The organism is Planococcus alkaliphilus, from assembly GCF_057031095.1.
In genome coordinates, this window is record NZ_CM168060.1 from 1,878,836 (window position 1) to 1,901,531 (window position 22,696).

General features: G+C 42.8%; 33 protein-coding genes and 1 pseudogene. 7 read left to right on the forward strand and 27 right to left on the reverse strand.

The genetic code is table 11. The features are described from left to right. Nucleotides 1-20: 20 nt before the first annotated feature. From AC2EXB_RS10035 to AC2EXB_RS10060, 6 genes and pseudogenes are all read right to left on the reverse strand, one after another. The gene (locus AC2EXB_RS10035; protein WP_483601243.1) at nucleotides 21-470 is read right to left on the reverse strand and encodes a VOC family protein; all 450 of its coding nucleotides are present in this window, start codon (nucleotides 468-470) and stop codon (nucleotides 21-23) included. Nucleotides 471-590: 120 nt separating this feature from the next. Further along, complete coding sequence (locus AC2EXB_RS10040; RefSeq protein ID WP_483601244.1) at nucleotides 591-1,403, reverse strand: TetR family transcriptional regulator; 813 nt, start codon at nucleotides 1,401-1,403, stop codon at nucleotides 591-593. 123 nt (nucleotides 1,404-1,526) lie between these two features. Beyond that, the gene (locus AC2EXB_RS10045; RefSeq protein WP_483601245.1) at nucleotides 1,527-2,135 is read right to left on the reverse strand and encodes a hypothetical protein; all 609 of its coding nucleotides are present in this window, start codon (nucleotides 2,133-2,135) and stop codon (nucleotides 1,527-1,529) included. A 58-nt stretch (nucleotides 2,136-2,193) separates the two neighbouring features. Further along, nucleotides 2,194-2,646: an SRPBCC family protein gene (locus AC2EXB_RS10050; RefSeq protein ID WP_483601246.1), complete on the reverse strand. Its 453-nt coding sequence runs from the start codon at nucleotides 2,644-2,646 to the stop codon at nucleotides 2,194-2,196. A 103-nt stretch (nucleotides 2,647-2,749) separates the two neighbouring features. Next, entirely contained in the window at nucleotides 2,750-3,607 is an 858-nt protein-coding gene (locus AC2EXB_RS10055; RefSeq protein ID WP_483601247.1) for a M15 family metallopeptidase, read from the reverse strand. A gap of 132 nt (nucleotides 3,608-3,739) precedes the next feature. Continuing rightward, nucleotides 3,740-3,922 (reverse strand): annotated as a pseudogene (locus AC2EXB_RS10060) (DNA-3-methyladenine glycosylase I); the annotation flags it as partial. 252 nt (nucleotides 3,923-4,174) lie between these two features. On the opposite strand from AC2EXB_RS10060, the gene AC2EXB_RS10065 reads away from it, so the two are divergent. Both AC2EXB_RS10065 and AC2EXB_RS10070 read left to right on the forward strand, forming a co-directional pair. After that, entirely contained in the window at nucleotides 4,175-5,032 is an 858-nt protein-coding gene (locus AC2EXB_RS10065; protein WP_483601248.1) for a pentapeptide repeat-containing protein, read from the forward strand. Nucleotides 5,033-5,177: 145 nt separating this feature from the next. After that, complete coding sequence (locus AC2EXB_RS10070) at nucleotides 5,178-6,116, forward strand: aldo/keto reductase (RefSeq protein WP_483601249.1); 939 nt, start codon at nucleotides 5,178-5,180, stop codon at nucleotides 6,114-6,116. Nucleotides 6,117-6,275: 159 nt separating this feature from the next. Here AC2EXB_RS10070 and AC2EXB_RS10075 read toward each other — a convergent pair whose 3' ends face one another. The 12 genes from AC2EXB_RS10075 to AC2EXB_RS10130 all read right to left on the reverse strand — a co-directional run bounded on the left by AC2EXB_RS10075 (nucleotide 6,276) and on the right by AC2EXB_RS10130 (nucleotide 13,795). Continuing rightward, nucleotides 6,276-7,250 (reverse strand): S-layer homology domain-containing protein, encoded by a 975-nt coding sequence (locus AC2EXB_RS10075; RefSeq protein WP_483601250.1) that lies wholly within the window; start codon nucleotides 7,248-7,250, stop codon nucleotides 6,276-6,278. Nucleotides 7,251-7,563: 313 nt separating this feature from the next. Continuing rightward, complete coding sequence (locus AC2EXB_RS10080; protein WP_483601251.1) at nucleotides 7,564-8,820, reverse strand: Y-family DNA polymerase; 1,257 nt, start codon at nucleotides 8,818-8,820, stop codon at nucleotides 7,564-7,566. Between the two features lie 148 nt (nucleotides 8,821-8,968). Then, nucleotides 8,969-9,274 (reverse strand): hypothetical protein, encoded by a 306-nt coding sequence (locus tag AC2EXB_RS10085; protein ID WP_483601252.1) that lies wholly within the window; start codon nucleotides 9,272-9,274, stop codon nucleotides 8,969-8,971. A 24-nt stretch (nucleotides 9,275-9,298) separates the two neighbouring features. Then, a complete protein-coding gene (locus AC2EXB_RS10090) occupies nucleotides 9,299-9,622 on the reverse strand; it encodes a hypothetical protein (protein ID WP_246808938.1) in 324 nt (107 codons plus the stop codon). A 195-nt stretch (nucleotides 9,623-9,817) separates the two neighbouring features. Next, nucleotides 9,818-10,135, reverse strand: coding sequence for a hypothetical protein (locus tag AC2EXB_RS10095; protein WP_483601253.1), 318 nt, complete (start codon nucleotides 10,133-10,135; stop codon nucleotides 9,818-9,820). Between the two features lie 33 nt (nucleotides 10,136-10,168). Next, nucleotides 10,169-10,375: a hypothetical protein gene (locus tag AC2EXB_RS10100; RefSeq protein WP_246808940.1), complete on the reverse strand. Its 207-nt coding sequence runs from the start codon at nucleotides 10,373-10,375 to the stop codon at nucleotides 10,169-10,171. Between the two features lie 83 nt (nucleotides 10,376-10,458). Beyond that, nucleotides 10,459-10,755, reverse strand: coding sequence for a hypothetical protein (locus AC2EXB_RS10105; protein WP_246808941.1), 297 nt, complete (start codon nucleotides 10,753-10,755; stop codon nucleotides 10,459-10,461). A 50-nt stretch (nucleotides 10,756-10,805) separates the two neighbouring features. Further along, the gene (locus tag AC2EXB_RS10110; protein ID WP_246808942.1) at nucleotides 10,806-11,258 is read right to left on the reverse strand and encodes a hypothetical protein; all 453 of its coding nucleotides are present in this window, start codon (nucleotides 11,256-11,258) and stop codon (nucleotides 10,806-10,808) included. 25 nt (nucleotides 11,259-11,283) lie between these two features. After that, entirely contained in the window at nucleotides 11,284-11,652 is a 369-nt protein-coding gene (locus AC2EXB_RS10115; protein WP_246808943.1) for a hypothetical protein, read from the reverse strand. Nucleotides 11,653-12,132: 480 nt separating this feature from the next. Further along, entirely contained in the window at nucleotides 12,133-12,588 is a 456-nt protein-coding gene (locus AC2EXB_RS10120) for a hypothetical protein (RefSeq protein WP_246808944.1), read from the reverse strand. 47 nt (nucleotides 12,589-12,635) lie between these two features. Beyond that, a complete protein-coding gene (locus AC2EXB_RS10125; protein ID WP_246808945.1) occupies nucleotides 12,636-13,157 on the reverse strand; it encodes a DUF2199 domain-containing protein in 522 nt (173 codons plus the stop codon). Nucleotides 13,158-13,357: 200 nt separating this feature from the next. Further along, nucleotides 13,358-13,795 (reverse strand): hypothetical protein, encoded by a 438-nt coding sequence (locus AC2EXB_RS10130; RefSeq protein WP_483601254.1) that lies wholly within the window; start codon nucleotides 13,793-13,795, stop codon nucleotides 13,358-13,360. 477 nt (nucleotides 13,796-14,272) lie between these two features. Between AC2EXB_RS10130 and AC2EXB_RS10135 the strand changes: the two genes are divergently transcribed. Genes AC2EXB_RS10135 through AC2EXB_RS10145 form a run of 3 tightly spaced genes read left to right on the forward strand, consistent with a single transcriptional unit; the run spans nucleotide 14,273 to nucleotide 15,686 of the window. Next, complete coding sequence (locus tag AC2EXB_RS10135) at nucleotides 14,273-14,791, forward strand: cysteine hydrolase family protein (RefSeq protein ID WP_483601255.1); 519 nt, start codon at nucleotides 14,273-14,275, stop codon at nucleotides 14,789-14,791. Nucleotides 14,792-14,833: 42 nt separating this feature from the next. Next, nucleotides 14,834-15,457: an HAD family hydrolase gene (locus AC2EXB_RS10140; RefSeq protein WP_483601256.1), complete on the forward strand. Its 624-nt coding sequence runs from the start codon at nucleotides 14,834-14,836 to the stop codon at nucleotides 15,455-15,457. A gap of 25 nt (nucleotides 15,458-15,482) precedes the next feature. After that, a complete protein-coding gene (locus tag AC2EXB_RS10145; protein ID WP_483601257.1) occupies nucleotides 15,483-15,686 on the forward strand; it encodes a hypothetical protein in 204 nt (67 codons plus the stop codon). Nucleotides 15,687-15,731: 45 nt separating this feature from the next. Here the strand turns inward: AC2EXB_RS10145 and AC2EXB_RS10150 are convergent, their stop codons facing one another. Genes AC2EXB_RS10150 through AC2EXB_RS10160 form a run of 3 tightly spaced genes read right to left on the reverse strand, consistent with a single transcriptional unit; the run spans nucleotide 15,732 to nucleotide 17,807 of the window. Further along, nucleotides 15,732-16,967, reverse strand: coding sequence for a leucine-rich repeat domain-containing protein (locus AC2EXB_RS10150; RefSeq protein ID WP_483601258.1), 1,236 nt, complete (start codon nucleotides 16,965-16,967; stop codon nucleotides 15,732-15,734). Continuing rightward, nucleotides 16,948-17,286 (reverse strand): hypothetical protein, encoded by a 339-nt coding sequence (locus AC2EXB_RS10155; protein WP_483601259.1) that lies wholly within the window; start codon nucleotides 17,284-17,286, stop codon nucleotides 16,948-16,950. The genes AC2EXB_RS10150 and AC2EXB_RS10155 overlap by 20 nt, the downstream gene beginning before the upstream one ends. 44 nt (nucleotides 17,287-17,330) lie before the next feature. Then, nucleotides 17,331-17,807: a DUF4279 domain-containing protein gene (locus AC2EXB_RS10160; RefSeq protein ID WP_483601260.1), complete on the reverse strand. Its 477-nt coding sequence runs from the start codon at nucleotides 17,805-17,807 to the stop codon at nucleotides 17,331-17,333. Nucleotides 17,808-18,059: 252 nt separating this feature from the next. Here AC2EXB_RS10160 and AC2EXB_RS10165 point away from each other — a divergent pair, with 252 nt between their 5' ends. After that, a complete protein-coding gene (locus AC2EXB_RS10165; protein ID WP_483601261.1) occupies nucleotides 18,060-18,407 on the forward strand; it encodes a hypothetical protein in 348 nt (115 codons plus the stop codon). A 55-nt stretch (nucleotides 18,408-18,462) separates the two neighbouring features. Here AC2EXB_RS10165 and AC2EXB_RS10170 read toward each other — a convergent pair whose 3' ends face one another. Together AC2EXB_RS10170 and AC2EXB_RS10175 are read right to left on the reverse strand one after the other, a co-directional pair. Further along, complete coding sequence (locus AC2EXB_RS10170; RefSeq protein WP_483601262.1) at nucleotides 18,463-18,636, reverse strand: hypothetical protein; 174 nt, start codon at nucleotides 18,634-18,636, stop codon at nucleotides 18,463-18,465. A 14-nt stretch (nucleotides 18,637-18,650) separates the two neighbouring features. Next, on the reverse strand, nucleotides 18,651-19,505 hold the full coding sequence (locus AC2EXB_RS10175; protein WP_483601263.1) for a peptidase MA family metallohydrolase: 855 nt from the start codon (nucleotides 19,503-19,505) through the stop codon (nucleotides 18,651-18,653). Between the two features lie 310 nt (nucleotides 19,506-19,815). Here AC2EXB_RS10175 and AC2EXB_RS10180 point away from each other — a divergent pair, with 310 nt between their 5' ends. Then, nucleotides 19,816-20,346 (forward strand): GNAT family N-acetyltransferase, encoded by a 531-nt coding sequence (locus tag AC2EXB_RS10180; RefSeq protein WP_483604737.1) that lies wholly within the window; start codon nucleotides 19,816-19,818, stop codon nucleotides 20,344-20,346. An 81-nt stretch (nucleotides 20,347-20,427) separates the two neighbouring features. Here AC2EXB_RS10180 and AC2EXB_RS10185 read toward each other — a convergent pair whose 3' ends face one another. From AC2EXB_RS10185 to AC2EXB_RS10200, 4 genes are all read right to left on the reverse strand, one after another. Continuing rightward, complete coding sequence (locus tag AC2EXB_RS10185) at nucleotides 20,428-20,631, reverse strand: sigma factor (protein ID WP_483601264.1); 204 nt, start codon at nucleotides 20,629-20,631, stop codon at nucleotides 20,428-20,430. A 150-nt stretch (nucleotides 20,632-20,781) separates the two neighbouring features. Then, on the reverse strand, nucleotides 20,782-21,264 hold the full coding sequence (locus AC2EXB_RS10190) for a DUF2975 domain-containing protein (protein ID WP_483601265.1): 483 nt from the start codon (nucleotides 21,262-21,264) through the stop codon (nucleotides 20,782-20,784). Between the two features lie 85 nt (nucleotides 21,265-21,349). Further along, the gene (locus AC2EXB_RS10195; protein ID WP_483601266.1) at nucleotides 21,350-21,814 is read right to left on the reverse strand and encodes an ASCH domain-containing protein; all 465 of its coding nucleotides are present in this window, start codon (nucleotides 21,812-21,814) and stop codon (nucleotides 21,350-21,352) included. A 610-nt stretch (nucleotides 21,815-22,424) separates the two neighbouring features. Then, entirely contained in the window at nucleotides 22,425-22,652 is a 228-nt protein-coding gene (locus AC2EXB_RS10200; RefSeq protein ID WP_246808960.1) for a hypothetical protein, read from the reverse strand. Nucleotides 22,653-22,696 lie beyond the last annotated feature (44 nt).

The following is a 22,696-nucleotide window of genomic DNA, read 5'->3' on the forward strand; positions in this document are numbered from 1 at the left end:
CGTTTTCCTGCTTTCTCTCATCAATTTTCGAGTTCCTCTGCCAACCCCATCAAAATCCCTTCAGGCCCCCGAAGGTAGCATAGGCGGTAAGATTCTTCATATTGAACCACTTCGCCTTCAAGCTTCGCCCCTTTTCGGCTCAACCGGGAAACCAGTTCGTCCAGGTTCTTTACGGTAAACATAATGCGCAAATAGCCGAGCGCATTCACCGGGGCCGTCCGGTGATCAGAAATCACTGCCGGACTGATAAACCGCGAAAGCTCAATCCGGCTATGGCCATCCGGCGTTGCCATCATCGCAATTTCGACAATTTGCGAACCCAATCCGGTTACACGGCCAGCCCATTCCCCTTCCACAGTCATGCGCCCTTCCAGTTTCAAACCGATTTCCTCAAAAAACGAAATGGCATCATCTAAAGATTCGACCACAATTCCGATATTGTCCATTCTCTTTAAGTCGCTTTTACTCATGGTTCCCGCTCCTTTTCGAAAGAGTTTAAGTTGTCCATACGCTTAAGATCGGTCTAACTTATCTTTCTTTGCTGCTAATAAAACCTTATTTGTACAAAGTAAAAGTGTTTTTCACAGTCACTAAACTTGATACAGCACCACTTCCTGATTTGACACAGAAAGAAACGCTCTCTTTTCAGCAGTGCCTAATCCCCGGAGCTTGCCAAAAAATTTGCCGAGCGGCTGTATGCTTCGCGTTTCCATATTGAAGCTGTACATTTCATATTTGGCCTCATATGGACCGTAAAAAAACGCGTTTTTTCCCTGTACATGCAACGCATGTGCTCCGTGCAACCTTTCCGGCACTTCCACTGATTTGAAAGCTCGCTGGCTGCTATTTACTTGAGTTAAACGAAACTCTGAATAGGAAAATATCCAGATATCGGCAGCTTCGCCTTGACTCATGGCGTAGCAATCGTCGATCGGATTACCCTCTGGCAAATCGGTATGGTAACGGAACTTTACTTGGCCGGTTAGATCAAAAAGCACCAGTCCTTCAGAAGAAATTCCATCTCCAAAAATCCCTTCATCCGAATAGCTGATCCAAATTCCTTCTTCTCCTGCAACAATTTCTGCAATGGAATCTCCGCCGAAAAACGAGTGCAACAGAGTGCCATCCGTACGGACGATAAATATACTATCTTCCTTTTCTCCAGTGTCCATTGCGGCTACTAAGAACGTGGACTCATTTATCCAGCGTATTTTTGAAAAGTGATGTTGGACATCACCTATATCTATATCCGTTCCATCTATCCGAATGAGTGTCTTCCCGCCTTTCAATAGAAGCAAAGCCACTCCAAAAGCTTCCGTCCAATCCGCGTCGATGAGTTCCATTGCGTGTTGTTCTGATGCTGGAATCGTGTAAACTACTTGAGTCGTGCAATATTCGTTCAATATAATCCTCCTAGGGACATCTCAAATGGACTCCTGACCTTTTTCATAATACATGAGTTCATATTCGCTGTACTCAGTTTCAGAAACCAGCAGAATTTTATCTTTATCCGCCGAGAAAACAAACTAGTTCAACAGAGCATCTTTCGAATTAACATGAATCATGCCTTCTGCCCGTTCAATGAATTCAGCCGCCTCAAAATATACAATGAACTGATCGTTTTCATAATCTATAACGGTCCCAAGGTGTCTAGCACCTGCAAACAATTGACGAATATTACTCATTAGGGATTCTAAATTTAGCTCTTCGGTTCTTTCTAATAAATGTCCACGATTGATGTTGCTCCATAATAACTCCATTTGATTCGAAGAACAAATCCGTTGAGTGGTGAAGTCATGTGATTCAAGATATTGACCCAGCTGTTTTCCTTTTTGTTCAACTAATAAGTTCGTTATTTTATTGTGTCGTTCAGGATTCATCTTATTCTCCTTTAAGAAACGCGCCTCATATCTTTTGCATCGAAATTCGATTGAGTTTATTTCAATTTTCCATTCCTTTTTAAACTGCTTGTATCTCCAGCATTCTAGAAAAAAGAAACCGAGCAATGCACCGCCTGGAGCTGAATAAGTGACAGGACCGCCAATTAAAATAACACTTAATAAATATCCCGCTAACATCGTAATCAGGAAAAGAATAATATTCGATTTTTCTTGTTTGAGAAATGCTGCTTTCAACTTCTTTTCCACCTCACATCGGTATTTTTGCAGAACTTGCACAGCTTAGTGAAGAGGCTTAATTATTTTCAGCGATTTTCTTCAATACATTAGCGCGATTTACGATAAATCGTTTCATGTATTTTTCCAAAAATACTTTATCCGCTATGGTGCCAAGAAGCCCAAGTGGAGTTCGGTAAACAAAACGGTCTTTCATAACCGTGCCCTTCTCTTTTTTGACAAATTCATGAGTATGCGTAAATGAGTGAAAGACTCCTTTAACCATAACATCTGTAAATTGGTAGGGCCTCTCAAGTTCAATAATCTTAGCCGTGAGTTTTTGCTTGACTCCTAGATGAACTGCTTCCCACGTCACTTGGTCGCCGTTTTCCATTAGTCCTGACGTCACACCAGCAACTGCTCGCTCTTTTGATTTGGCGGTTGTTTTCATGTGGATGTCTACATCACGAGCAAGGTCAAAGCACACTTCAATTGGCGCATTGATGAAAATTTCATGAATAATAACCGGCATAAAAGAATCCCTCTCTTTCGGGGGAGTGCATAAAAAACCCTTCCTTTTAAGCTTTAGTTTACAAAAATGAAAGTACGAGTATTCTAGATCATTGGCTTCGTTCCTAATATTCCGTGACAATGATGCCTTCCATATTATCACCGGATATTTCATAGGAGCTGCCCTTTTGAACGCGAATGTTCTCAGCTTCCGAAACCGGGTAATAGCTGATGAGATAGTTTTTATCGTTTACCGTCGCGGAAATGCGCTTCTCGCTTTTTAAATAAACTAGGTATTCTTCTAACACAAAATTCTTTTCTTTCATAATAACACTGTGAGGCAATCCCACATACCGGATATGCCATGGTTCATATTCGATGCCGGTGACATCCGTTTTGTCTTTCGGATAGCGCAGGATGAACCCGTATTTCCACGAGTTTTCTTCGATCCACTTTCCTTCCGGCGCTTTTTCCATCTTCATCTCCGTACTTCCAACATCGAGCGAGAGCCCAAGGTGGTGTTCGCTGTGCCCTGCAGGCAATGCAAAAGAAGAGCCCATCTCTTCATAGAGCGCTTCTTGCTGGGAAAAACTCCGATAGCCGCTCGTCATGACGAAATTCGAAACGCCATCCGTTCGAGCTGCCGCCATCATTTCCACGAACCTATTCGCAATTTCTTTTGAAAGGACGAGCTCTTTCTCAAAGATTGAAAAGCCTTCAACGAGTTCCTGCTGAATTGCAAGGTCTATTAAGTCTTGTTTGATCCCTTGCTCTTCAGCGGCATATTCCCGATTGACCAATAATAAGTCGCCTGCATGCAGCTGATTTGCGTTCACTTCCACCTCTTGAAGTTCCGCAGCTCGCTTGTCCGTTTCATAAGAGCTGATTTGGCTCTCTAATTCAATATCCAGACCCGGCGAATAAACCTGGCCTCCAATGAAAAAAAGACTCATACCCAGTAACAAAAATCCCCATTTCTTCATAGCTCCGTCTCCTTTTATCCTTCTTTAAAGAAGAATAACGAAAAGATATGAAGGAAAAGCACAGGGAATTCTTAACGTTTTCTTAAGTTTCCTGGACTGAATCAAGAAATCCAAGTGTACGTGTACGATAGCTTACTTGATTCGATTAGCCGTATGAAACGAACAGGAGCGGATATGGTCATCAATCATGCCTATGGCCTGCAAAAATGAACAAGTCGTTACAGGCCCGACAAATTTGAATCCGCGCTTTTTCAGTTCTTTGCTGATTTGGATTGATAAAGGGGATTCGGCAGGCACCAGCGCATCGGTTTCCCAATTGATTGCATTGAGTTCTTTTCCTTTCGCTTCTATCCGTTGATCGTTGTCTTTCCAATATACTAAGCAAGGCTGGAGAACGCTAGCAATTTAAGGAAATCTTTTCATGGGCATGTTAAGTTCACCCAGCCTTTCCTCGTCTGTGCAGTTGAACATTCCTGTAAGCAGGATTTTTCTTTATCTTCGAGAAGTTAACAGTATGTAAAATTGGCAGCGGCATAGCAAGACACTAAGCGAAAAGGAAGCGTAGCCATGACTTTACTTCAACCAATTTCACAGAACCAAGCAAGAGAAATCAGATCCAGTCTAAAAGCAGATTGTACGCAGTGTTTCGGCTTGTGCTGCACGGCCCTGAACTTGATTGCTTCAAACGATTTTGCCATCAATAAACCTGCAGGAATTCCGTGTCCGAATTTGCAGAAGGATTACCGCTGCCTGATTCACAGCGAATTGCGCGAAAAAGGATTTAAAGGATGTACCGTTTTTGATTGCCTTGGCGCTGGCCAAATGATTGCGCAGACTACTTTCGGTGGAAGCAGCTGGCAGAACCAGCCGGAAAATGCGGAGAAAATGTTTAAAGCTTTCCCTGTCATGGAGCAATTGTTTGAAATGATCGCTTTTATCGCCGAAGCCCTTTCTTATAAAAGCAATCCGGTGCTGCAGCAAGAACTGACCGAGCAACTGGATCTGCTGCAAAGGCTGACGAAGCTAAACGCAGATGAACTGCTGAACTTGGACTTGAATGGCTACCGTCAACCGGTCAAAGTGCTATTAGTGAAAGCCAGCCGCGAAATTCGAAGACGGGCTGTTCCCGACAATGGAAAACGGAAACTTGAACAGCCTGGCGTTGATTGGATGGGCAAAAATTTGAAGGGCAAGGATTTGAGGGGAACGAATCTGAGAGGGGCTTATTTGATTGCAGCTGACTTAGCGAAATCGGATTTGCGCGCTGTCGATTTTATCGGAGCCGATCTGCGGGACGCTAATTTATGCGGAGCAGACTTATCGACCAGCCTGTTTTTGACGCAGATGCAGATCAACTCAGCGACAGGCAATCGCCAAACGCAATTGCCACCTCACTTGGATCGTCCGTCAAATTGGAATATCTGAAATACCTTTTAGCAATTTCCAGCGCAAGCAGTAAAAGACGATACAGGTTGGATCGAGCTGATTGTTTTTTGAAAGTTTACTATAAGTAAAGAGAGGTATTTATGACGTATACCAGGAGTTTCCATACAAGAAAGGATGGTACACATTGAAAACGGTAAAGTTAGGCCATAGCGATTTAGAAGTGTCACCGATTGGATTAGGATTGATGGGGATGTCCCCTATTTACGGACAAGTGAATGACGAAGAATCGATCAAAACGATCCACCGTGCTTTAGAATTAGGTGTAACATTACTGGATACAGCGGATGTCTACGGCAATGGGCATAATGAAGAATTGCTAGCGAAAGCGCTAAAAGGCCGACGCGATCAAGCCGTCATCGCCAGCAAGTTTGCGTTTGGCCCCAATTTTCAAGGCATCAACGGCCATCCGGATTATGTGAAGGAATCTATTGATAAAAGCCTGAAGCGGTTAGAGGCCGATTATCTCGATTTGTGTTATCAGCACCGTGTAGATCCGAATGTGCCGATCGAAGAGACCGTAGGAGCGATGGCAGACTTGGTGAAAGCCGGAAAAGTGCGGGCGATCGGTTTATCAGAAGCGTCTCCGGACCAAATCCGCCGTGCCCATGCGACGCATCCGATAACGGCCGTGCAAACCGAATATTCGCTTTGGAGCCGGGACGTGGAAACGGACGTTTTCCCGACGGTCCAAGAACTCGGGATCAGTTTTGTCGCCTACAGCCCGCTTAGCCGAGGATTTTTATCGGGCGAATTAAAGAAATTTGAAGACTTCGATGAGAACGACGGGCGCCGGAACCTTCCCCGTTTCCAACCCGAAAACTTCGAAAAAAACGTGGAATTGGTTGAGAAAGTGAAAGAACTGGCTGCAGATAAAAATTGTACGCCTTCCCAACTAGCCATTGCCTGGACCATCGCCAATGGCGCTTTGCCGATTCCTGGCACAAAACGCATCAAATACCTCGAAGAAAATGTCGCTTCGCTTCAAGTCGAATTGACAGCCGATGATTTGCAGCGCATTGATGCCCTATTGCCGAAAAATTCAGCGGTTGGAGACCGTTATTGATTTCTTATACGAAAGAAGAAAGACCCTGGCTACTCATGCCAGGGTCTTTCTCATGTTTTTCTATTATCTTTCTTCATTCATAAATGGATGAATAATTCATGATTCCGAATAACGCAATCAGCAAAGCTGGAATTAACTGATCATTCATCGGCAATTACCTTATTCGCCTGGCACTGCCACAGGTGTTTCTAAAGGAACTTCAACCGGCTCTTCTACAGGAGCTTCAACCGGTGCAGAGAAGTCGAACGGCACAGCCAATTCTTTTTCATAGTCATCGATGATGAGCTGCCCTTTTTTGCCGGCCAGATCCAAGTTACCCAAGTTAAAGGTAGCGAATAGGCGATCCTTAGAGAACGAAGCTGTAGTCGGCGTGAACTCAAATTCAGAACCATCTTCAAACTGCACAGTAAAATAGAAGAGGTCCGCTACATCCTGCGCGCGGAATTCGCTTGGGACAGCCTCTGTCAGTTTTACTTTAACGGATGTACTGCCAACGAGTTCTGCTGACGCCGCTTCAGGGAAATAGAACGATTCCATGACGAAAGAAATGGTGTTGTATAAAAGGTTCGCGAAATCGCCGCGTGTAATATTGGTGTACGTGCCATAAGAAGTGGTGGTCTTTCCGTTTGTGATGCCGGTGCCGTAAAGAGCGCCGATATACGGTGCAAAGACGCCGCCCACATCGGTAAATGGTGTGTCTTCTTCAAATTCTTCCAGTTCAAACGCTGCGACCAATAGTTTCGCCATCGCGCCGCGTGTCAGGATGTCATTCGGCTTAAACTGTGTTTTGGTGACGCCGGAAACGATGCCGTATTCTGCTAAGCCGTTGACAGCGCCGCGCACCCGGTTATTCAAATCTGTAAAGCCCGCATCCGGTGCGGATTCTGTGTCTACCCCAACGGCATTCGCTAAAATGACCGCTGCGTCTCCACGCGTTAATTGCTGGTACGTGCCAAATTGTGTGGCGCTTTTTCCGTTGATGATTTCGTATTCGTACAAGAAGCTGACGGCTTCGTCATAGCGCGGTCCGACGTCGCTGAAAGTGTGGGTGGATGATGCGCTGACAGGTGATGCGACTGCGGCTACAGCCACGACGGCTGCACTGGCAGCCATAAAAAGGTTACGGTTATTCAATTGGATATTCCCCTATTCTCTATGTGATCTCGCTACTCTGCTCCGGGTTTATTGACTGGTTTTTCCTGTTCCGTCGTTCGAAATAAGCGGTACCAAATTAGTATAGCGGGATTCCTTGGAAAAACAATCCTACTTTAGAAATTTATTTTACTAATTTTGCTTCTACAAAGAACTGCAGAATATTCCTGCTTTTTCTCAGGTTGCCCCGAACTTAAATCGGCTTGTCCTGATATGCCATTTTTCTACTATGTATTTGAAAACAATCCAAGTTGTGGAGCTTCCGTTTAAATGAAACAGCCTGCAAGCAAATCGTTCACTTTTTATGTCCGCCGATCAACTGGGTCCGCGCAATGGCCGTTCCAGCTTCGGTTTTCGAAACCGCCCGAAAAATGGCTGCGTAGCCATACCGGTTCCGGATCTCGTCCATGGCGGCCGCCAGTTTTCTCCGTTCCCATTTCCGCTCTTCAAACAGGCTCAGCTGGACGGAAGATTCGCTTTCGAGTTTGCTGATGGACAAATGAATTTGGCGAACCGGCAAGTTTTGATGGAATTCATGGAACAAGTCCTGGCACACCCGGTAAACTTTCATCGTATCGTTGGTGGCTTCATGGATGGTCCGGGAGCGGGAAAAGCCTCCGCCGAAGGCCGATTTGCTGTAGCCAACGCCCAGTTGAATCGTTCGCCCCGCCATTCCCGCGTCCCGCGTCCGTTTGCATATGTCCTCGCACATTTCCAAGATCACCGTAAAGATGTCTTCGGTTTTCACGTAATCCCGGTACAGAATCTGCCCTTTTCCGTAGCTGATCTGCCCCTCGACAAGCGGTGCACCGAGTTCCGAAAAATCGATGCCGTTGGCGTGCTGGTACAATTGATGGCCCATGATGCCGAATTTCTCTTCCAATCGCTTGAGATCCGCCTTCGCCAAATCGCCGACCGAAAAAATGCCCATATGGTTGAGGTTGGCTTCCATCCGGGAACCGATTCCCCACATTTTGCTGAGCGGGGTGACAGGCCATAACTTCTCCGGGACATCTTCCATTTCCCAGTGCACCACGCCTTTCTTTTTCGCCTCCAAGTCAAGCGCCAGTTTCGCCAGCAGCATGTTCGGCCCGATGCCGATCGCAGAAGGCAGCCCGAATTGGCGGTAAATGGCATCCTGGATATCCACCGCAATTTCCTCCGGGCTGTTCCACTGGTTCAGAATGCCCGTGAAATCGATAAAACTTTCATCGACGCTGTAGACATGGATGTCTTCGTGCGCCACATATTGGCCCAGTAAATCCGTGATCGCCATCGAGATTTGCAGGAAGAAATGCATTTTCGGTTCAAGGAGCTGGATGCGCGGGTCATCCGGAATTTCAAAAAGGCGGGTGCCGGTTCTGACGCCAAATTCCGTTTTCATGCGCGGCGAAGCCGCCAAGACCACGCTGCCTTTGCGCTCCTGATTCCCCACCACCGCAATGCAGGCCTGCATCGGATCTTGCCCCGTTTCGACAGCGAGGCAGCTGGCATAGAAGCTGCGCATATCGATGCAGGCAATCACCCGTTTTCTTCCTGAATAACCTGTCATTTGATTCACCCCCCAAAAGAACACTTGTTCTTATTCTATACCACGGATTTCAAGGGAACAATCCTTCCGGACAATTAAATTTTGGCTGCAAGGCGCAAAACGTGTGCAAATAAAAACGCCATGAGAGCTCTTAAGCTGTTAATAGCTCTCAGGGCGTTGGATTCGATTCAATTTTTCGTCTGACAAGTTGTTTAAAAAGCTGCCGCTCTTTAGAAGTATGCAGCAGCCTTCGGAGTTTCTTTCTGGAAGTTAAATAGATTTTTAACTCTTCCTCTTCTTTCATCCGGTCTGCTAAAAAAGGGGCTTCTTTACTAAGCTGCTCGAACCAGTATTTTTCCTGAAGCTTCTTCAAATTGCATTCCACTTTTTGATCTGTTGAAAGAAAACCGTATTTTATTTTTCCACCCAGTGCTTTCAGGAGTTCCCAAAGGCCTTCTCCGGCGAGCTCAAACATCCTTCTCTTCTCCTTCCATCTCCCTTAACCATCTAACCTCAGTTGAAAAGCTTCTTGCAAAGCCCGGAAGCGCTCCTCATATTTCTTCATTTTTGCTGAATCGTTAGTGGAATTTAAGAACGGCTTCCGTTTTCCAACCACCATAAGATCTAAACCATCCGGAAGAACAACTCGCACAAAAGGGGAAAACTTATCACAAGTGGTATTCGGAAGCGCAACCGACAGCTTTGCAAATTCCTCTGTAGAAAATTGGTTGGATATCGCTAATTCTTTTAATCCCTTCAGTTCTGCAAGCGGCTGTAGAGACTCATTCGCTACCTTAATATTGGATAAGCCAAGATAGGCCAACTGCTTTAACTCCTTTAGCGGCTGAAGCGTTTCAAGCAGCAGCGGGTGCGTATGATCCCCCTCCAATTCGAGCAGTTGAATGTTTGGGGCTTGGACGAGTGAAGAGATGTCCCGCAGCTTAGAAAACCCTTTGATCGTGAGCGCTGCAAGGTTCAGGTTTTTGGAAAAATCCCATAACTGGATTGCTTTTGGATTCTATTCCAGCCCTAAGACGTGCAAATTGGACAAATTCCCGATCAGCGACAAATCTTCCACCCGCATTCCGTACATATACAGCATTTCAGGATTCACGCTGCTTAAAATTCGGGTGAATTCTTCTTGGTTAACAGAATGCACCCATAACTTAGTCAACCGGTGAAAAGAAGCAAGCAAGTCCAATCCTTTGGTTTTTCCGTGGATAAAAAGTTCTGTTGCATGGGGATCTGTGTTTCGGAGGTCTTCAACCAACTCTGGCTGAATCGCGGTCCGAAACAAGTATTGGGGGCTGTTATTTGCATAATCCACCTGGAACATTCCACCTTCTCCTTTTTCTTTGCTGCTTCCTCATCACGCTTTCCACCTGTTCACAATCACACTGGACAACACAAACGAAACAACCGCAAGAACGGGAAGCACAACCATGAGCGAGATGAGCTGCGTTTGCACAGTAAACGGCAAATAAGCATTTTCGATCCAGCCATATAGGTTGAGGAAAAAAAGAAACAGACCAAAAGCGATTATGCAATAAATTGCTTTTGATAAAATACTATTCAAGGGAACCTCCTTTTAAATTTGAAGTAAAGCAAGAGAATCCAGTTCAAGTTAAATTCTTTCACATGATGCCTTCAAATCTCTAATTAATTGAAATACAAATGCCAAAACAAATAAATCAGCCCCATCATGAATAAGGCCGTCGCAAGTGCGACTCCTCTAAAAACAATCAGCTGAACCGCTGGCGAAAATAATTTTTTGCTCCCCCATAAAACAAAAGCAAAAAACAGTCCGATAATCGCAAACGGCCCATCGCTGTACGAAAAAGCGTCATCAAACCCCCGCTCTTCATTTTCTTGATATGGCTTCACTCCTGCATAGAAGCTAACGAGCCCAAAGTACCCGAACAATACAGTCGCAAGCCAAGGTATCCATATTTCCATAAGTTTCTCCATTCTCCTGGTCGCTTATAGCGATGTTTCATGTACCCACGTCACTTTTCAAACAGTTCTTTTTTCTCTTCTGTCGTAAGACCCGTAAAAAACACTTTATGAACTCTCAGTTGCCTTGTATTCGATAATGGTTTTTCTAGCCAAGTCGCTGCCATTGGCGTATGTTCGGGTTGCGCGTTTACTTTTTCTAAAAACTGTTCATATTCTTTTATCACTTCATCATTCAAACTTACAGGATCCATATTTCTGCTTTCATAATCCTTTGCAGCCAGTTCCAGTGCCGTGATAGGCTCTGACAATTTTTTAACTACGCCAATCTCGCAGGGCATGCGCTGGTCATCCAATGAGACGAAGTAATAATGCTCTCTTGGAAGGCGGAACAATCGCTTCTTCGTATCCTTTTTACTCGCAAGATAGAGCCAGCTTCCTTTACTGCCGTGGCAATTAAGCTCAGATTTATCAATAGCCAACAACATTTTCTCAAACTTCTTCAATATATCACCCTTTTTTATCGGCACTTCAATCTCCCAGTGCGATTACTTTTTTGCTATTATCGAGCGCATTCAAACAAAGCGCTTTTAATTCTTTAGCGAATGCATTGATTCCCCTTATCCGTTCATTTACCTCCCACTGTCTCTCAGTATGGATGTCATATTCTTGAAGCAGCTCCTCACAAATGAGGACCAGTTCCTCCACCTCTCTAGCTGAAAACACCCGGTCCTTATATTGGTCAAGATTTAAAAGAAGGCCGAAGCTTTTTGCTGGATAACCCTCCTTTTCCAACAAAAAAGCTTGAAGTTCTTCTTCAAATTTCACGTGTTTTTCAGAATGTAAAACTTCACCTCGGGTATTAGCAACATAAAAATCAAGCCCAACGCCGCTTAACATGCAAATTCCTCCCTATAAAAACACATCTATATTCGTTCATTGACAGATTAAATCCCAACTGCTAGATTTCATTCTTTCAACGAATCCGTTCACGCTGCCTTCTCTCCATTATGTCTGGCAGCTTGTAGATTCCAGGATCCTCATCGGTGCACCGAATGTGAAGCTTTTTGAAATAAGGCAGAATGCTTTTTGTAAATAATCCAAGTGATAAGCGAAAGGAAAAAGAAGCCGATGGCGAACAAGGTATTCCTTACTAGATTTTCGGTGTCATTGGTATATACATTGTGAATTATACGTATTAGAGAGACCACTAAGAATAATGTATATAGAACGGGAACGTATATCACAGGCCTCTCCGGATCTGAATTTTGCTTTTTTTGAAACATCGTACATCCCTTTCAATTTAGAAGCATGAGATTTTGCTGTTCACTTAATTAACGGGAACGTGCAGTTCCACGCACTCCGCTATTTCCAATATTTTTACTCCTCAACCCTCAATACGCCATACCGTTGCCTTTCACCCATCCAGGAACTGGCGTCACGCCAGTAAACTTCTTGTGCGGAAATCCAGCTAACCGAGTGACGAAACGGCTGATCAATTTGCCAATCTTCGTCTTGTGCCCAATAAAACTGTCCGTCGTATGCCATTAACTTAGCGCTATAAATAACCGGATCACTATTTTTTGATGAAGGACAAATATGAAAATTCGTGACGCCTTTAAAGAGCAATTCGACTGCGGATGGCGCTGGCGCTTGTCGTTGAAATAAAATCCGCGCGCAAGCATCTAAATCAGTCGACATACTCATATCGAGATCCTCATCCACAAACGTCTCGGTCCACATGTAAAGCTCTTTCAAGCAGCTGTCATGAAAACCGCCGAAAAGTTCCATAAAATCTGCGATTGCTGTAGAATCGTCCATTTGATGCCAGGTCATTTAGTGCCTCCTTCTTTAAAAACAAAATTCGAAAACGATTGGTCTCCTCACTTCTCATTATGGCAGAGTTCTTCCGCAATCTTTTGGATCCGGTCGAGGGTCATGCCATTTCTTTGCTCCATCGCCAGCGGGTGATCCGTTGGCTCGAGTTCAATGAACGGAATCATTCCAACTGAACGCGTATGGACCATCGTCTTTAGTTCCAACGTTTCTGGATAACACGGAATGGAAGTGGACAGCCACCCAAACATGGGGCTCAGTTGTTGTTCCCGCCCTTCCGTTTCCCAATATTCCAGTGTCTGATCAAAATTAGCTTCACTTAGCGAAACCCAGACGTTCCAGATAAACGGATGGTCTCCGCCCGTTACCGGAATTTCTATCGCTCCTCGCATGAAGAAGTATTCCTCATCCACAATGCATAAATCATCATTCGCCTCAATCCGGCTTTCCCGCTCTTCTTCAGGAATGTCCAGACAATAGTCAGGCAGTGGGCTCCCATAGCTCATTGGCAGCGCTGCATGATATTCACCGCAAGTCTTACAGAAATATCCTTGGTCGATTCTGCTCATTCTTTTCTTCTCCTCACACCTAATTTCAAGTGTCTAAATGTCATAAAAATACTAGACTGGCCGTTCTTTCAAGTATATTAAGTACGGATAAAGATAGCTAGCTAAATTTGGGAAATAAAAAAGATGATTTTAGAAACTAGTAAAGCAACTGAAACAGCGTGCCAATACACTTTCGGATTAATAATTGCTTTTACACAGTTTTAAAACAAATCGGTACTCACCTTATTTTTATAGAGATCCACTTTAGTGGCACTAAAGTGGAGTTTCCTTAACACTCCATTGATCTGCAGGTGAATCGTGATGGCTACTAGAAAATCGAGCTGCTTAATCTTGTCTTCAATCGCATAGTAGGCTGCGCGTTCTTTGTCATAGAGAACGATGGAACTGATGAATGCTTCCTGTCCTTCAGTATCCAGGCTGCACAAGAGCGGAAACAATTCTTTGTCGTTTATCATAGCTTCGCCCAGGACAATTGAGCCGTTTAAGACTGCTGTGAAATTAGTGGTTTCAGCTGGCTGGACCCAAGTTTCGTCCTGCCCTTCCTCGCCTTCTGAACCGATTGCCCAGTCCCAAATGGGAAATTGTTTCAAATCTTCTATAGTCAATTCGTCGACGGGTTTGCTTTTTATCCTCATCATTGTTTAATCCTCCTTTGGAATAAATTTAAACCCTTAATAATAACGAGTTGAATCTTCGATATAACATTTTCCGTTCATTATATATCACGGTTTTCATAAGCATTTGTTATTGGTTTATGCGCAGAATCAACCAAAAAGAAGACAGCAAAACCAAGCAGACGCGCAATTGAATGTTGTACTTTGATTTTCAGGATTAATAAATACCGGCAGAAGATAAAACAGCAATACTCCAAGTGATAAGCACAAAAGAAGCCGTAAGCCAGAACGTATTTATCGATGTCTTTTCATTTGCCTTCACCTTTTTAATTTTGCCATACACAATTAATAAAGGAGAATAAGTTAACCCTTTACTTTTCTTCCTGTCTTTCAGTTGATCACCTCTAATAATTCGTGTCTCACGGAATAAATGAAAGCTATACAATTAAGCAAATCCTTTGTAATATAAAGAAAACGTTTTCATGAAAAGGAGAATGCCGGATGTCTAAAACTGCGCTCTTAATCGTTGATGCTCAAAATGAGATGTTCGATGCTGCCAACCCTGTCGATCAAAGCGAGAAACTGCTCGAAAATCTGCAGTCCCTTCTTCAAAAAGCACGGTCAGCTAAGGTTCCGGTCATTTATGTGCAGCATAACGATGCCGGGCTCGTAAAAGGCACGGATTTTTGGCAAATCCATTCCTCCCTCACGCCGGAAGAAGGCGACGTCGTCATCCAGAAGTGGGCTGCGGATTCCTTCCAAGAAACCGAGCTGTCAGAAACCTTGAAAAATGAAGGCATACAGAAACTCGTAATAGGCGGAAACCAGACCGAACATTGCATTGCTGCGACGACTCGCCGTGCGAGCGATTTGGGGTTTGATGTAGTTCTTGTGAAAGATGCCCATGGTACATGGGATTCTGACGACTTCACCGCCAAGCAAATCATCAACCATCAAAATGAATTATTGAGCCATTTCGCCACTTTACAAGGAACAAACGAAATCACGTTCGAACAATAGCTGCCTGTCAAAAAAAGTTGCCATTATTAAGGAGGATTTTAGTTGTTTAAATATGTAATTTTTGATGTGGATGGAACGATTTTGGATACGGAACGGGCCATTTTAAAATCACTGGACCAAGTTTTGCGAGAAGAAGGCCATGCGTATCCGATAGAAGAGTTACGTTTTGCGCTGGGCATCCCCGGACAAGAAACCTTAAGAAAACTGAAAGTTGACGATATGGAGCGTGTCCATTCAAAATGGTCGCAAGCCGTATTGGAATTTTCGCATGAAGTAGAGGTCTTTGAAGGCTTGCGAGAAGTGATACAGTCGTTGCCGGAAATCCCGGTTCGAACAGGAATTGTCACGTCAAAAACAAAGCAGCAATTGGCAGATGAATTCGAACCGTTTGGGTTAACTTCTAATTTTGAACAGATCGTCTGCGCAGATGACACCAAAAATCATAAACCGCATCCGGATCCGTTATTGCTTTGTTTAGCGAAATTGAACGCGCCTCCAAACGAAGCTCTATACATTGGCGATTCGGTCTATGACATGCAATGCGCTAAGGAGGCAGGCGTGAAATTCGCGCTTGCGTTATGGGGTGCGAAGCGGCGAAAAGGATTTGAATCCGCTGACTACGTATTGGCGGAACCAAAAGATATGTTGCAATTACTTAACGAGTGATTAGCCTAAAAGGAGGAACAGAACGATGTCGAGAATCGAAAATTCCAAATGGAAACTTAGCTTGGCCGGCTTTACAGCGTTTATTTTAGGCTCAATCTTCTACTTGATAACAGGGCCTAATCTGACAGGAATACTCGGTTTCTTAATATCAGCCATCGTTCTGTTCTTTCTAAATGCGGGTTATGTAATTTATAGGAAAATAAAAGCGAAGAAAGGCAAAGAGGCGTAGTCTGGTTCCCTCCTGCTTTTCTTCGCTTTTTTGGGAAAGCTTCCCTTACCATTCGCGCCATTCTTCGGTAACGTCCTCTTCCGTCTCCAACCCGGCTTCCTGTGCTTTTTCCATAAGAAACTCCTGCAGCTCTTCCCGCTCCATCGTCTCTATGAAGTAATCGTATTGATCATTTAAGGCATTTAAACGGAGCACTGTTTTTTCTACTTGTTTTAAGATTTGCTTTTCAGAAGGATCGTGAAGACGTAAAAGCTTCTTTTGATAATCTTCGAGCACGTCAGCAACGGCCGCCAGATTTTCTTCCTCCATCCGTATTCTCCATGCATCCGTAGGCAAAAGCTGGGCTGCCGAAGCAGCTTCTCCTGCCTCATTCCGCTTAGGTTTCTCGATAAACGTCGGTGGATATCCATCTTTTAGCCGATGGGAATAATGCTTTTTATTCGTAAAATACGCGTAGTCCAAATTGATGCATGGTGAAACATCGCCGTCGAGGACCGTCGTATCCCAAAATTGCATGCTTTTCAAGCGAGGTAGTTGCTTAATGAACCCGATGGATGGTATGGTTCCGCAGTTATTGAGATCCAATTGTTCGAGCGACTGGACTTTTCCAATCGGCGATAAGTTTTGAATGTTTTTTACACCTTCCATTGAAAGTGATCGTAAATTGCTCGAAAGTTCCTGGATCGCTTCGATGTCTTTTAAGCTTCTCATTCCATATAACTCCAAGTGCTGCAACTGGGTTAACCCCTGAATGCCGTCTAAAGAAGTAATATTGGAAGTAATGAGCTCTAATTTCTCAAGTGCTTTCAAGCTTCTAAATTCCTCTAGATTTTTCCCTTTCGGCTTATAGCTCCAAATCTTCATGCTTTTCAAATGATGGAGACTGCCAATCGCTTTGGCTTTAGGCGGCAGCGTGCCGTATATCTCTTCCAACCAAGAAAGCTGGCTAAAATCTACGGAAGAGACCGGCACAAGGTCACCGATTGACAGAGATTTTAATGCCTCCAACTCATAGAGGCCGCTTAAATCGTTCACATTTGGTCCGTACAATCCTACCGATTCGATGCTTGAGCAATCGCTGAGAAAATCGATTTGAGACGCTTGATAGTATTCGGAAATCTCTACATTTTTAATTTGATTTATTTGGATGTACTGAATTGATTCCGGAACATTGTATTTGCCAATCCGCACCGTGATTCCATTCTCGTCTTCTCGTAAGCGCAGTTTGCTGTTATCCATAAGCTTTCCATAATCCGTTTTTTTAATTCTCTGTTGCTTCATTTAAAATTTCTATCCTTTCACAATAGAAACTCACTGAATCGTCTTCATAGTCCTCAATTAAATAACGGCGCTCCTTTTCAACCCTATACTCTTTTAAATCCGTTATGTGGAATCCTAATAACTGGTTATAAGCATTTCCAAAGCCAGTTAAATGAAGTGACGAGACATTGACAAATTTTAAAATCACTTCAAAAGATTTCTCTTCTTCTGGAATCAAGGTCATGTCCAAAGATGAAATCTTATCAAAAACATCGTTATATTCTTCGTAAAAATGAAAAGCTGGAATCAGTAAGGTTCCGCTAAATTTAGCATCGGGCATTTTCATTGCCGGCCCAATTGTTTCATATCATGGGACTCGCATCGTTAACTCCTTTCCATCTCTTCTTCATTACCATCCACGAGCGAAAAGATATACATATCCACATCGATAGTAGTGCCAGTTAAATAGCAAAACTCAATGATTTCTTCGTCAAAGGAAAGCCAAGGTTGTTCGTCTCCATAAATACTTGGAACGATGGTGAGTATAAAATTTACATCGTATCGCTCTTTTATTTGAAGTAATTGGGGGATTTTGTTTTTGAGGTTCCGGATGGTTTCTTTGCACTGGGCTTCTACATCCAGTCTTCCCGCCTCAGACTTTTCAGCGCTCCATGTCGAGAAACGGTATACAGAACCATCGATCCTTTTATCACCATAAGCCCAACTGCTAAAGGGTTGAATCCCAAGCATCCAAGTTATTTCTTTTGGATTAAAGATTCCTTTTTTATACGCAACAAATCCATTGTCAAATTCGCCATTACTTTTAATAGCAAAATAAGTATAGCTGTTTGTTTTCTCCATTAGACACCCCTTACTGATTAAACATAAAATATTCAAAAAATACATTCTCTTCCAATGATTATAGCGAGAAAAATGATCAAGTGGAACAAGTCACACTATACTGCTCATTAAATTAACGACATACAGACGTCTGCGCTTGCCGCTCTCAGAAAAACTGCCCGATCATTCCCTCCTGCAAGACACCAACCTGTTTATCATCTAATATAAAATGAAAAGTTTTCACGTATACTGACGAAATGGAGAGATAGCAGGATGAAAAAACAGGCTCTTGTATTTGTTCTATTATTGAGCGGCTGCCAAGGATCTGAAGAAGCTAATAGTTTATCGGATCCTTCCACTTATGATGTGACAGGAATCATCACAGAAACTTACTCTGATAAAGTACTTTTGGAATTATCCCAAGGGCTTGAAGAAAATGAGAAAGAAATGTGGCTGGTTGTTAGTGAACATACTAGCATTAGTGATTTCCAAAAGAATAAATTCGAAAAACAAGATTTGCGTATACAAGAAAAAGCAAAAGCGAATTTAGAAGATTCCTGTGTCGATACTGAGCCACGAACTTGTTATGCAAAAGAACTGTTTGTAGAGAAAGAAGGTTGAAGTTAATTCTTCTAAACTCAAAAGAGCTTTCTTTTAAAAGTTAGAATTGCTTCTTTTACTCACGGTACAATAGCAACCCAATATTCCAGACGAGCCCAACTAGCACACAAATTATCGAAATCATTAGGGCTATGGCATACAAAGTTCCTGAATAGACTACATTCTCAGCTAATATAAACAGGAGTATCCCAAAAAATAAATACATATGCGGCAAGATAAATCGATTCATAGCGCTGCCCCCTTTCATATCCCTATATCATTCTCATCGTAATACTCGAGTTCGTCGATTTCTAATCCTGTCACTTTCTTAAACGCCTGATCGAAGTCATGAGTGATCTGAGTTTCGTTCAATAGATCCAAAATGACCTGTTCTCCGTATGTATGGATCAAATAGCGGACTGCTATATAGGACTGCAGGTAGATATTGGCTGTTGGATCAGCATCCAACGTTTGCCACTGGTCCTGCGTCGAAAGTGCAGTTAAAGGAGGCCGTTCCTGCTCCATGACCGTGACGCTATTTTCTTCACTCCCAATGTATTCTGCAAACCCCTCCGCTAGCCAAGAAGGAATTTCTTCCGGTTTAATTTTAAGTTCCTGAAATTTATGTCCAAGAATGTAATGAGTGTATTCATGCATAACTTGCTTATTGAATTCCCAATTCATTGGACCCGGTCCAGCGGCTAAAGCTTCTCTGTCTTCAGGAACGATGACGATCAAGTTCATTTGGGGCGAATAGAGGCCGTTGCCTAAACTCATATCGATTCGCTCCATATCTTCTTTGTTTTTTAACAGGACAAGATCAACAGGCTCATCATAAGAACCGACGAACTTCTTATTGAGTTCCATTCCTCGATCGAGAGCATTTTTTGTAAGCGCAATTAGGTTCTCATCTGATTCTGTAAAATACAGTGTTGAATGTTTATGCGCTGCTATTTGTTTGTATGGTTTTAGAAGCTCTTCCTTTGAATCAGCTGCCACTTGTTCTACCGCCATTGTAAAAATAAAATCAGCGATGAGGTCTTTCGGTTTTTGAAAAGCGAAGCCAATGAGACAGAAAAGAACGAAACAACCTGCAAGAACCCATAAGATCTTTTTCACTTCTCACATCTCCCCCTAAGCTTAAATTCCTCTATTTTTTCTTTTTGGCTTCACTTTCCTGGTATTTACTACTAAAATAATTATACCGATTGTAAAAATAAATTACTATTAATTATGGTATTTTTTACATTTTTATAAATATTTACAACCCAAGAAAGCAAATTTCATTCGGTAACTTCGGTCCCAACCTCCCCCTTGCACCTCACATTCCCCTATCCTATACTAGGAATAACTTTTCATGGAAGGGACTGAATTATGCGCAGATGTCAAAGTGATTACCTCAGAGAACGAAAAAATGGAGGGAAAACTATTGATTACAGAAATGAACACCGAACGATTGATGTTAAGAAAAATGGAGGCCGCAGATTCTTCTGCGCTCTTTGCACTTTGGTCCGATCCACAAGTGACCCGGTTCATGAATATTGATCCTTTTACATCCGAAGCTCAAGCAAAGGAAATAATCCAGCTGTTTGATCGGCTGCACCGGAACAGGCAAGCCATTCGCTATTCTATTTTTATCAGGGAAACAAAAGAGCTTATCGGTTCATGCGGCTTTAACTATGTGGATTCCGAAAATGCAAAAGCTGAAATTGCTTATGACCTCAGCCGGCACTTTTGGGGATGCGGTTTTGGTTCTGAGGCCGTTGCCGCCCTATTGCATCAGGCATTCTACGGAATGGGCCTTAACCGGATTGAAGCCAAAGTCGATCCGCTTAACAAAAATTCAATCCATTTGTTAAAAAAACTGAATTTCCATTTCGAAGGAACCCAAAGGCAATCCGAAAAAATAAACCAGCAATTTTTCGATGTGAATATGTATTCGAAGTTGAAATCGGATTGACGCAGAACTTAACCATAAAAGCGATCTTCCTCGTAAAGATCGCTTTTGGTCTTTTTTATAAATTTATAGAAACTTAAAATTTCAGCTTTCATTCCATGCTTTATAGGATTGAATATCTCTGTATGTATCGTATTGCTGATAACAAGTTATAAAAACGTCTTGCACAATTTCCTGTGCTTTTCCCCAATTACGGAGGTAGGTGTAAGAAAGCTTTGTCAGGCGTTCTCCGTATTCATCCATCAAACCTTTCAGCCATTGATCTTTATTGATGATTGATAAGGCCACTCTTTTCCGGCTCAGTCACTTCCATCCCTCCTTTTTAACTTTATTTTGACCCTCCCTAAGACGGGGGTAAATCGATATGGGTTTCATTTTTATTAAAATTTGGAACTTCTTTTCCATCCATAGTTAGAAGGCTGCCAAATCGGCAGCCTTCTAGTCTTTCGATTTTGTTTCGAGACAATTCTTTATTGGCTTTTGAAGAGCATCTAAAATGGCGAAAATGACACTTACAGCAAAAATGCTCATTAGACTCAGCGAAATGGGACCTGTGGAATCTTCCCCTGTTGTTCTTGCCAGCACCATAAGGCTTGCTATTCCAAGCAGAATCAAACAAATGACCGCAATAGCGCATTTTTTGATAACGGTTAAGGACTTCAACGCCAGTACAGAGAAAGCATTGTTTCTCTCAATATAGGTTAATAGTTTAAATGCATGGAATAGCGCAATGGAGAATGCAATGGCGAAACCGTAGGCACAAATTAAAAAAGGAATCAGGAAATGCGCTGTTTTTGGATGTGCCTTGGCATCGTCAATGGCAAATCCAGGCAACCAGAAGATTCCAAGAGCAGCTATGGCAATTCCAACCAAGATGATTAGTACTTTTAAAAATGTGGTGGATCCTTTTTTCGTGCGCATCCAAAGTCCCTCATTCCTTTTAGGATTTTTTATGGAACAACCTTATTTGGTTTCTTTGCTAAGGAGTAAAAAAGAAGAAGCTATTTTAAGCTTCTTCCCTCCTGTCTAAAGATTTATATACTACTTCAAACCGCTCACATACGAGCGGCATTAATTCAGAGTAAGTTAGTCCCCGCTCTGCCAATTCTCCTTTGAAAAACGTTTCATGCGCATTCCACCAGTAGGCATAGTCCTTCACTCCTTCAGCTAAAGCAAAATCTTCTGGAACTTCGTTCATCGGTAAAATACTCACGTCGACCACTTGAATAATGGCAACAGGCATCTCTTTCGAATCTAAAACGATATTGTATTGGCCAACTTGAGGGAGGGGCTCGTTCTCCAATTCATATAAGATGTGAGCCGAACAAGTTGCGGTTTTTTTGCCTTCCACCACTAAACTGGCGAGACAATCCGCATCATTTCCGAATTGAAATGCCTCCGCTTCCTTGTCAGGAGCTTGCTCTTGAGTTGCCCAATAATCATTCCAGAATTTTAACGTTTGATCATTCATTTACAAAACCTCAATCCACTTTGATTTTCTGCATTCCTTCCTCTTGCACTACAGAGAAAGATTGGCTTACCGCTCTATTTTAAAATTTTACATACCCAAAGTTTATCATAGATTATAAGCCGGAATTCAATAAACAAATGGATAAAAATCAATTATACAACGCTTCCTCTGGCGGCGTTCTCTTTAAATAGTTGCCATTACGCTCTTCATTTAACAACAAAAAAATTTAATAAATCGGATTATTTAAGTTGCGTTTTTTCCTAATGTGGCTTCTATTTTCACCAGTAACCTAAAAATCATGGCCAGTTTAGTCAACCATTGGCTGACAAAGGTTTTTGTCTGGTCCGTCGCTTCGATAATCATTTTGCTGAACCTGTTCCTGTTGTTCCAGACGCTCCAAGTCATATTTTAAGGTTTCCGTTTTCGCAGTAAGAAGAAACTTGAATAATGCTGCCAATAAAAAATGCCCGAGTCTGTGCGTTGCGCAGATTCGGACATTTCGTTAATAGAACCTTAAATTTTGATCTTGCTTTCATTAAAAAGCAAATCACAGATCAGTTTGGGCGCATCCTTATTTGTCTTGCAGTAATCGTCTGCTTTTCATTCGTCACTACATCAATCCCCACATATCCGAAAATAATCCGACAAAGATTACCCCTAAAACAATAATCGTGAACACGACAATCCCGACTTCGAGCGGCACATACTCCTTGACTTTCGGTTCCACTAAACCATCTCTGTGGTGCATAGAGTGATCATGCTCCAGTGGATTGACAGGTTCGGCAGAATCTTGGGCGTTTTGGAATTCTTCTTTTTCCAAAGGATCTTTTTGAACCACGATCAACGCCTCCCATCGTACTTTTAATCGATATAATTTTAACA

Bases quoted from the DNA above. Each gene is read 5' to 3' on its own strand.
- AC2EXB_RS10155 (WP_483601259.1), bottom strand. From the start codon at position 17,286: ATGCCCGATGCTAAATTTAGCGGAACCTTACTGATTCCAGCTTTTCAT.
- AC2EXB_RS10170 (WP_483601262.1), bottom strand. From the start codon at position 18,636: ATGAATCGATTTATCTTGCCGCATATGTATTTATTTTTTGGGATACTC.
- AC2EXB_RS10095 (WP_483601253.1), bottom strand. From the start codon at position 10,135: ATGTTCCAGGTGGATTATGCAAATAACAGCCCCCAATACTTGTTTCGG.
- AC2EXB_RS10055 (WP_483601247.1), bottom strand. From the start codon at position 3,607: ATGAAGAAATGGGGATTTTTGTTACTGGGTATGAGTCTTTTTTTCATT.
- AC2EXB_RS10130 (WP_483601254.1), bottom strand. From the start codon at position 13,795: ATGATGAGGATAAAAAGCAAACCCGTCGACGAATTGACTATAGAAGAT.
- AC2EXB_RS10085 (WP_483601252.1), bottom strand. From the start codon at position 9,274: ATGTTTGAGCTCGCCGGAGAAGGCCTTTGGGAACTCCTGAAAGCACTG.
- AC2EXB_RS10145 (WP_483601257.1), top strand. From the start codon at position 15,483: ATGTCGAGAATCGAAAATTCCAAATGGAAACTTAGCTTGGCCGGCTTT.
- AC2EXB_RS10195 (WP_483601266.1), bottom strand. From the start codon at position 21,814: ATGAATGATCAAACGTTAAAATTCTGGAATGATTATTGGGCAACTCAA.
- AC2EXB_RS10120 (WP_246808944.1), bottom strand. From the start codon at position 12,588: ATGACCTGGCATCAAATGGACGATTCTACAGCAATCGCAGATTTTATG.
- AC2EXB_RS10080 (WP_483601251.1), bottom strand. From the start codon at position 8,820: ATGACAGGTTATTCAGGAAGAAAACGGGTGATTGCCTGCATCGATATG.
- AC2EXB_RS10160 (WP_483601260.1), bottom strand. From the start codon at position 17,807: ATGGAGAAAACAAACAGCTATACTTATTTTGCTATTAAAAGTAATGGC.
- AC2EXB_RS10035 (WP_483601243.1), bottom strand. From the start codon at position 470: ATGAGTAAAAGCGACTTAAAGAGAATGGACAATATCGGAATTGTGGTC.
- AC2EXB_RS10125 (WP_246808945.1), bottom strand. From the start codon at position 13,157: ATGAGCAGAATCGACCAAGGATATTTCTGTAAGACTTGCGGTGAATAT.
- AC2EXB_RS10150 (WP_483601258.1), bottom strand. From the start codon at position 16,967: ATGAAGCAACAGAGAATTAAAAAAACGGATTATGGAAAGCTTATGGAT.
- AC2EXB_RS10105 (WP_246808941.1), bottom strand. From the start codon at position 10,755: ATGGAAATATGGATACCTTGGCTTGCGACTGTATTGTTCGGGTACTTT.
- AC2EXB_RS10190 (WP_483601265.1), bottom strand. From the start codon at position 21,264: ATGCGCACGAAAAAAGGATCCACCACATTTTTAAAAGTACTAATCATC.
- AC2EXB_RS10135 (WP_483601255.1), top strand. From the start codon at position 14,273: ATGTCTAAAACTGCGCTCTTAATCGTTGATGCTCAAAATGAGATGTTC.
- AC2EXB_RS10050 (WP_483601246.1), bottom strand. From the start codon at position 2,646: ATGCCGGTTATTATTCATGAAATTTTCATCAATGCGCCAATTGAAGTG.
- AC2EXB_RS10165 (WP_483601261.1), top strand. From the start codon at position 18,060: ATGAAAAAACAGGCTCTTGTATTTGTTCTATTATTGAGCGGCTGCCAA.
- AC2EXB_RS10065 (WP_483601248.1), top strand. From the start codon at position 4,175: ATGACTTTACTTCAACCAATTTCACAGAACCAAGCAAGAGAAATCAGA.
- AC2EXB_RS10115 (WP_246808943.1), bottom strand. From the start codon at position 11,652: ATGTTAAGCGGCGTTGGGCTTGATTTTTATGTTGCTAATACCCGAGGT.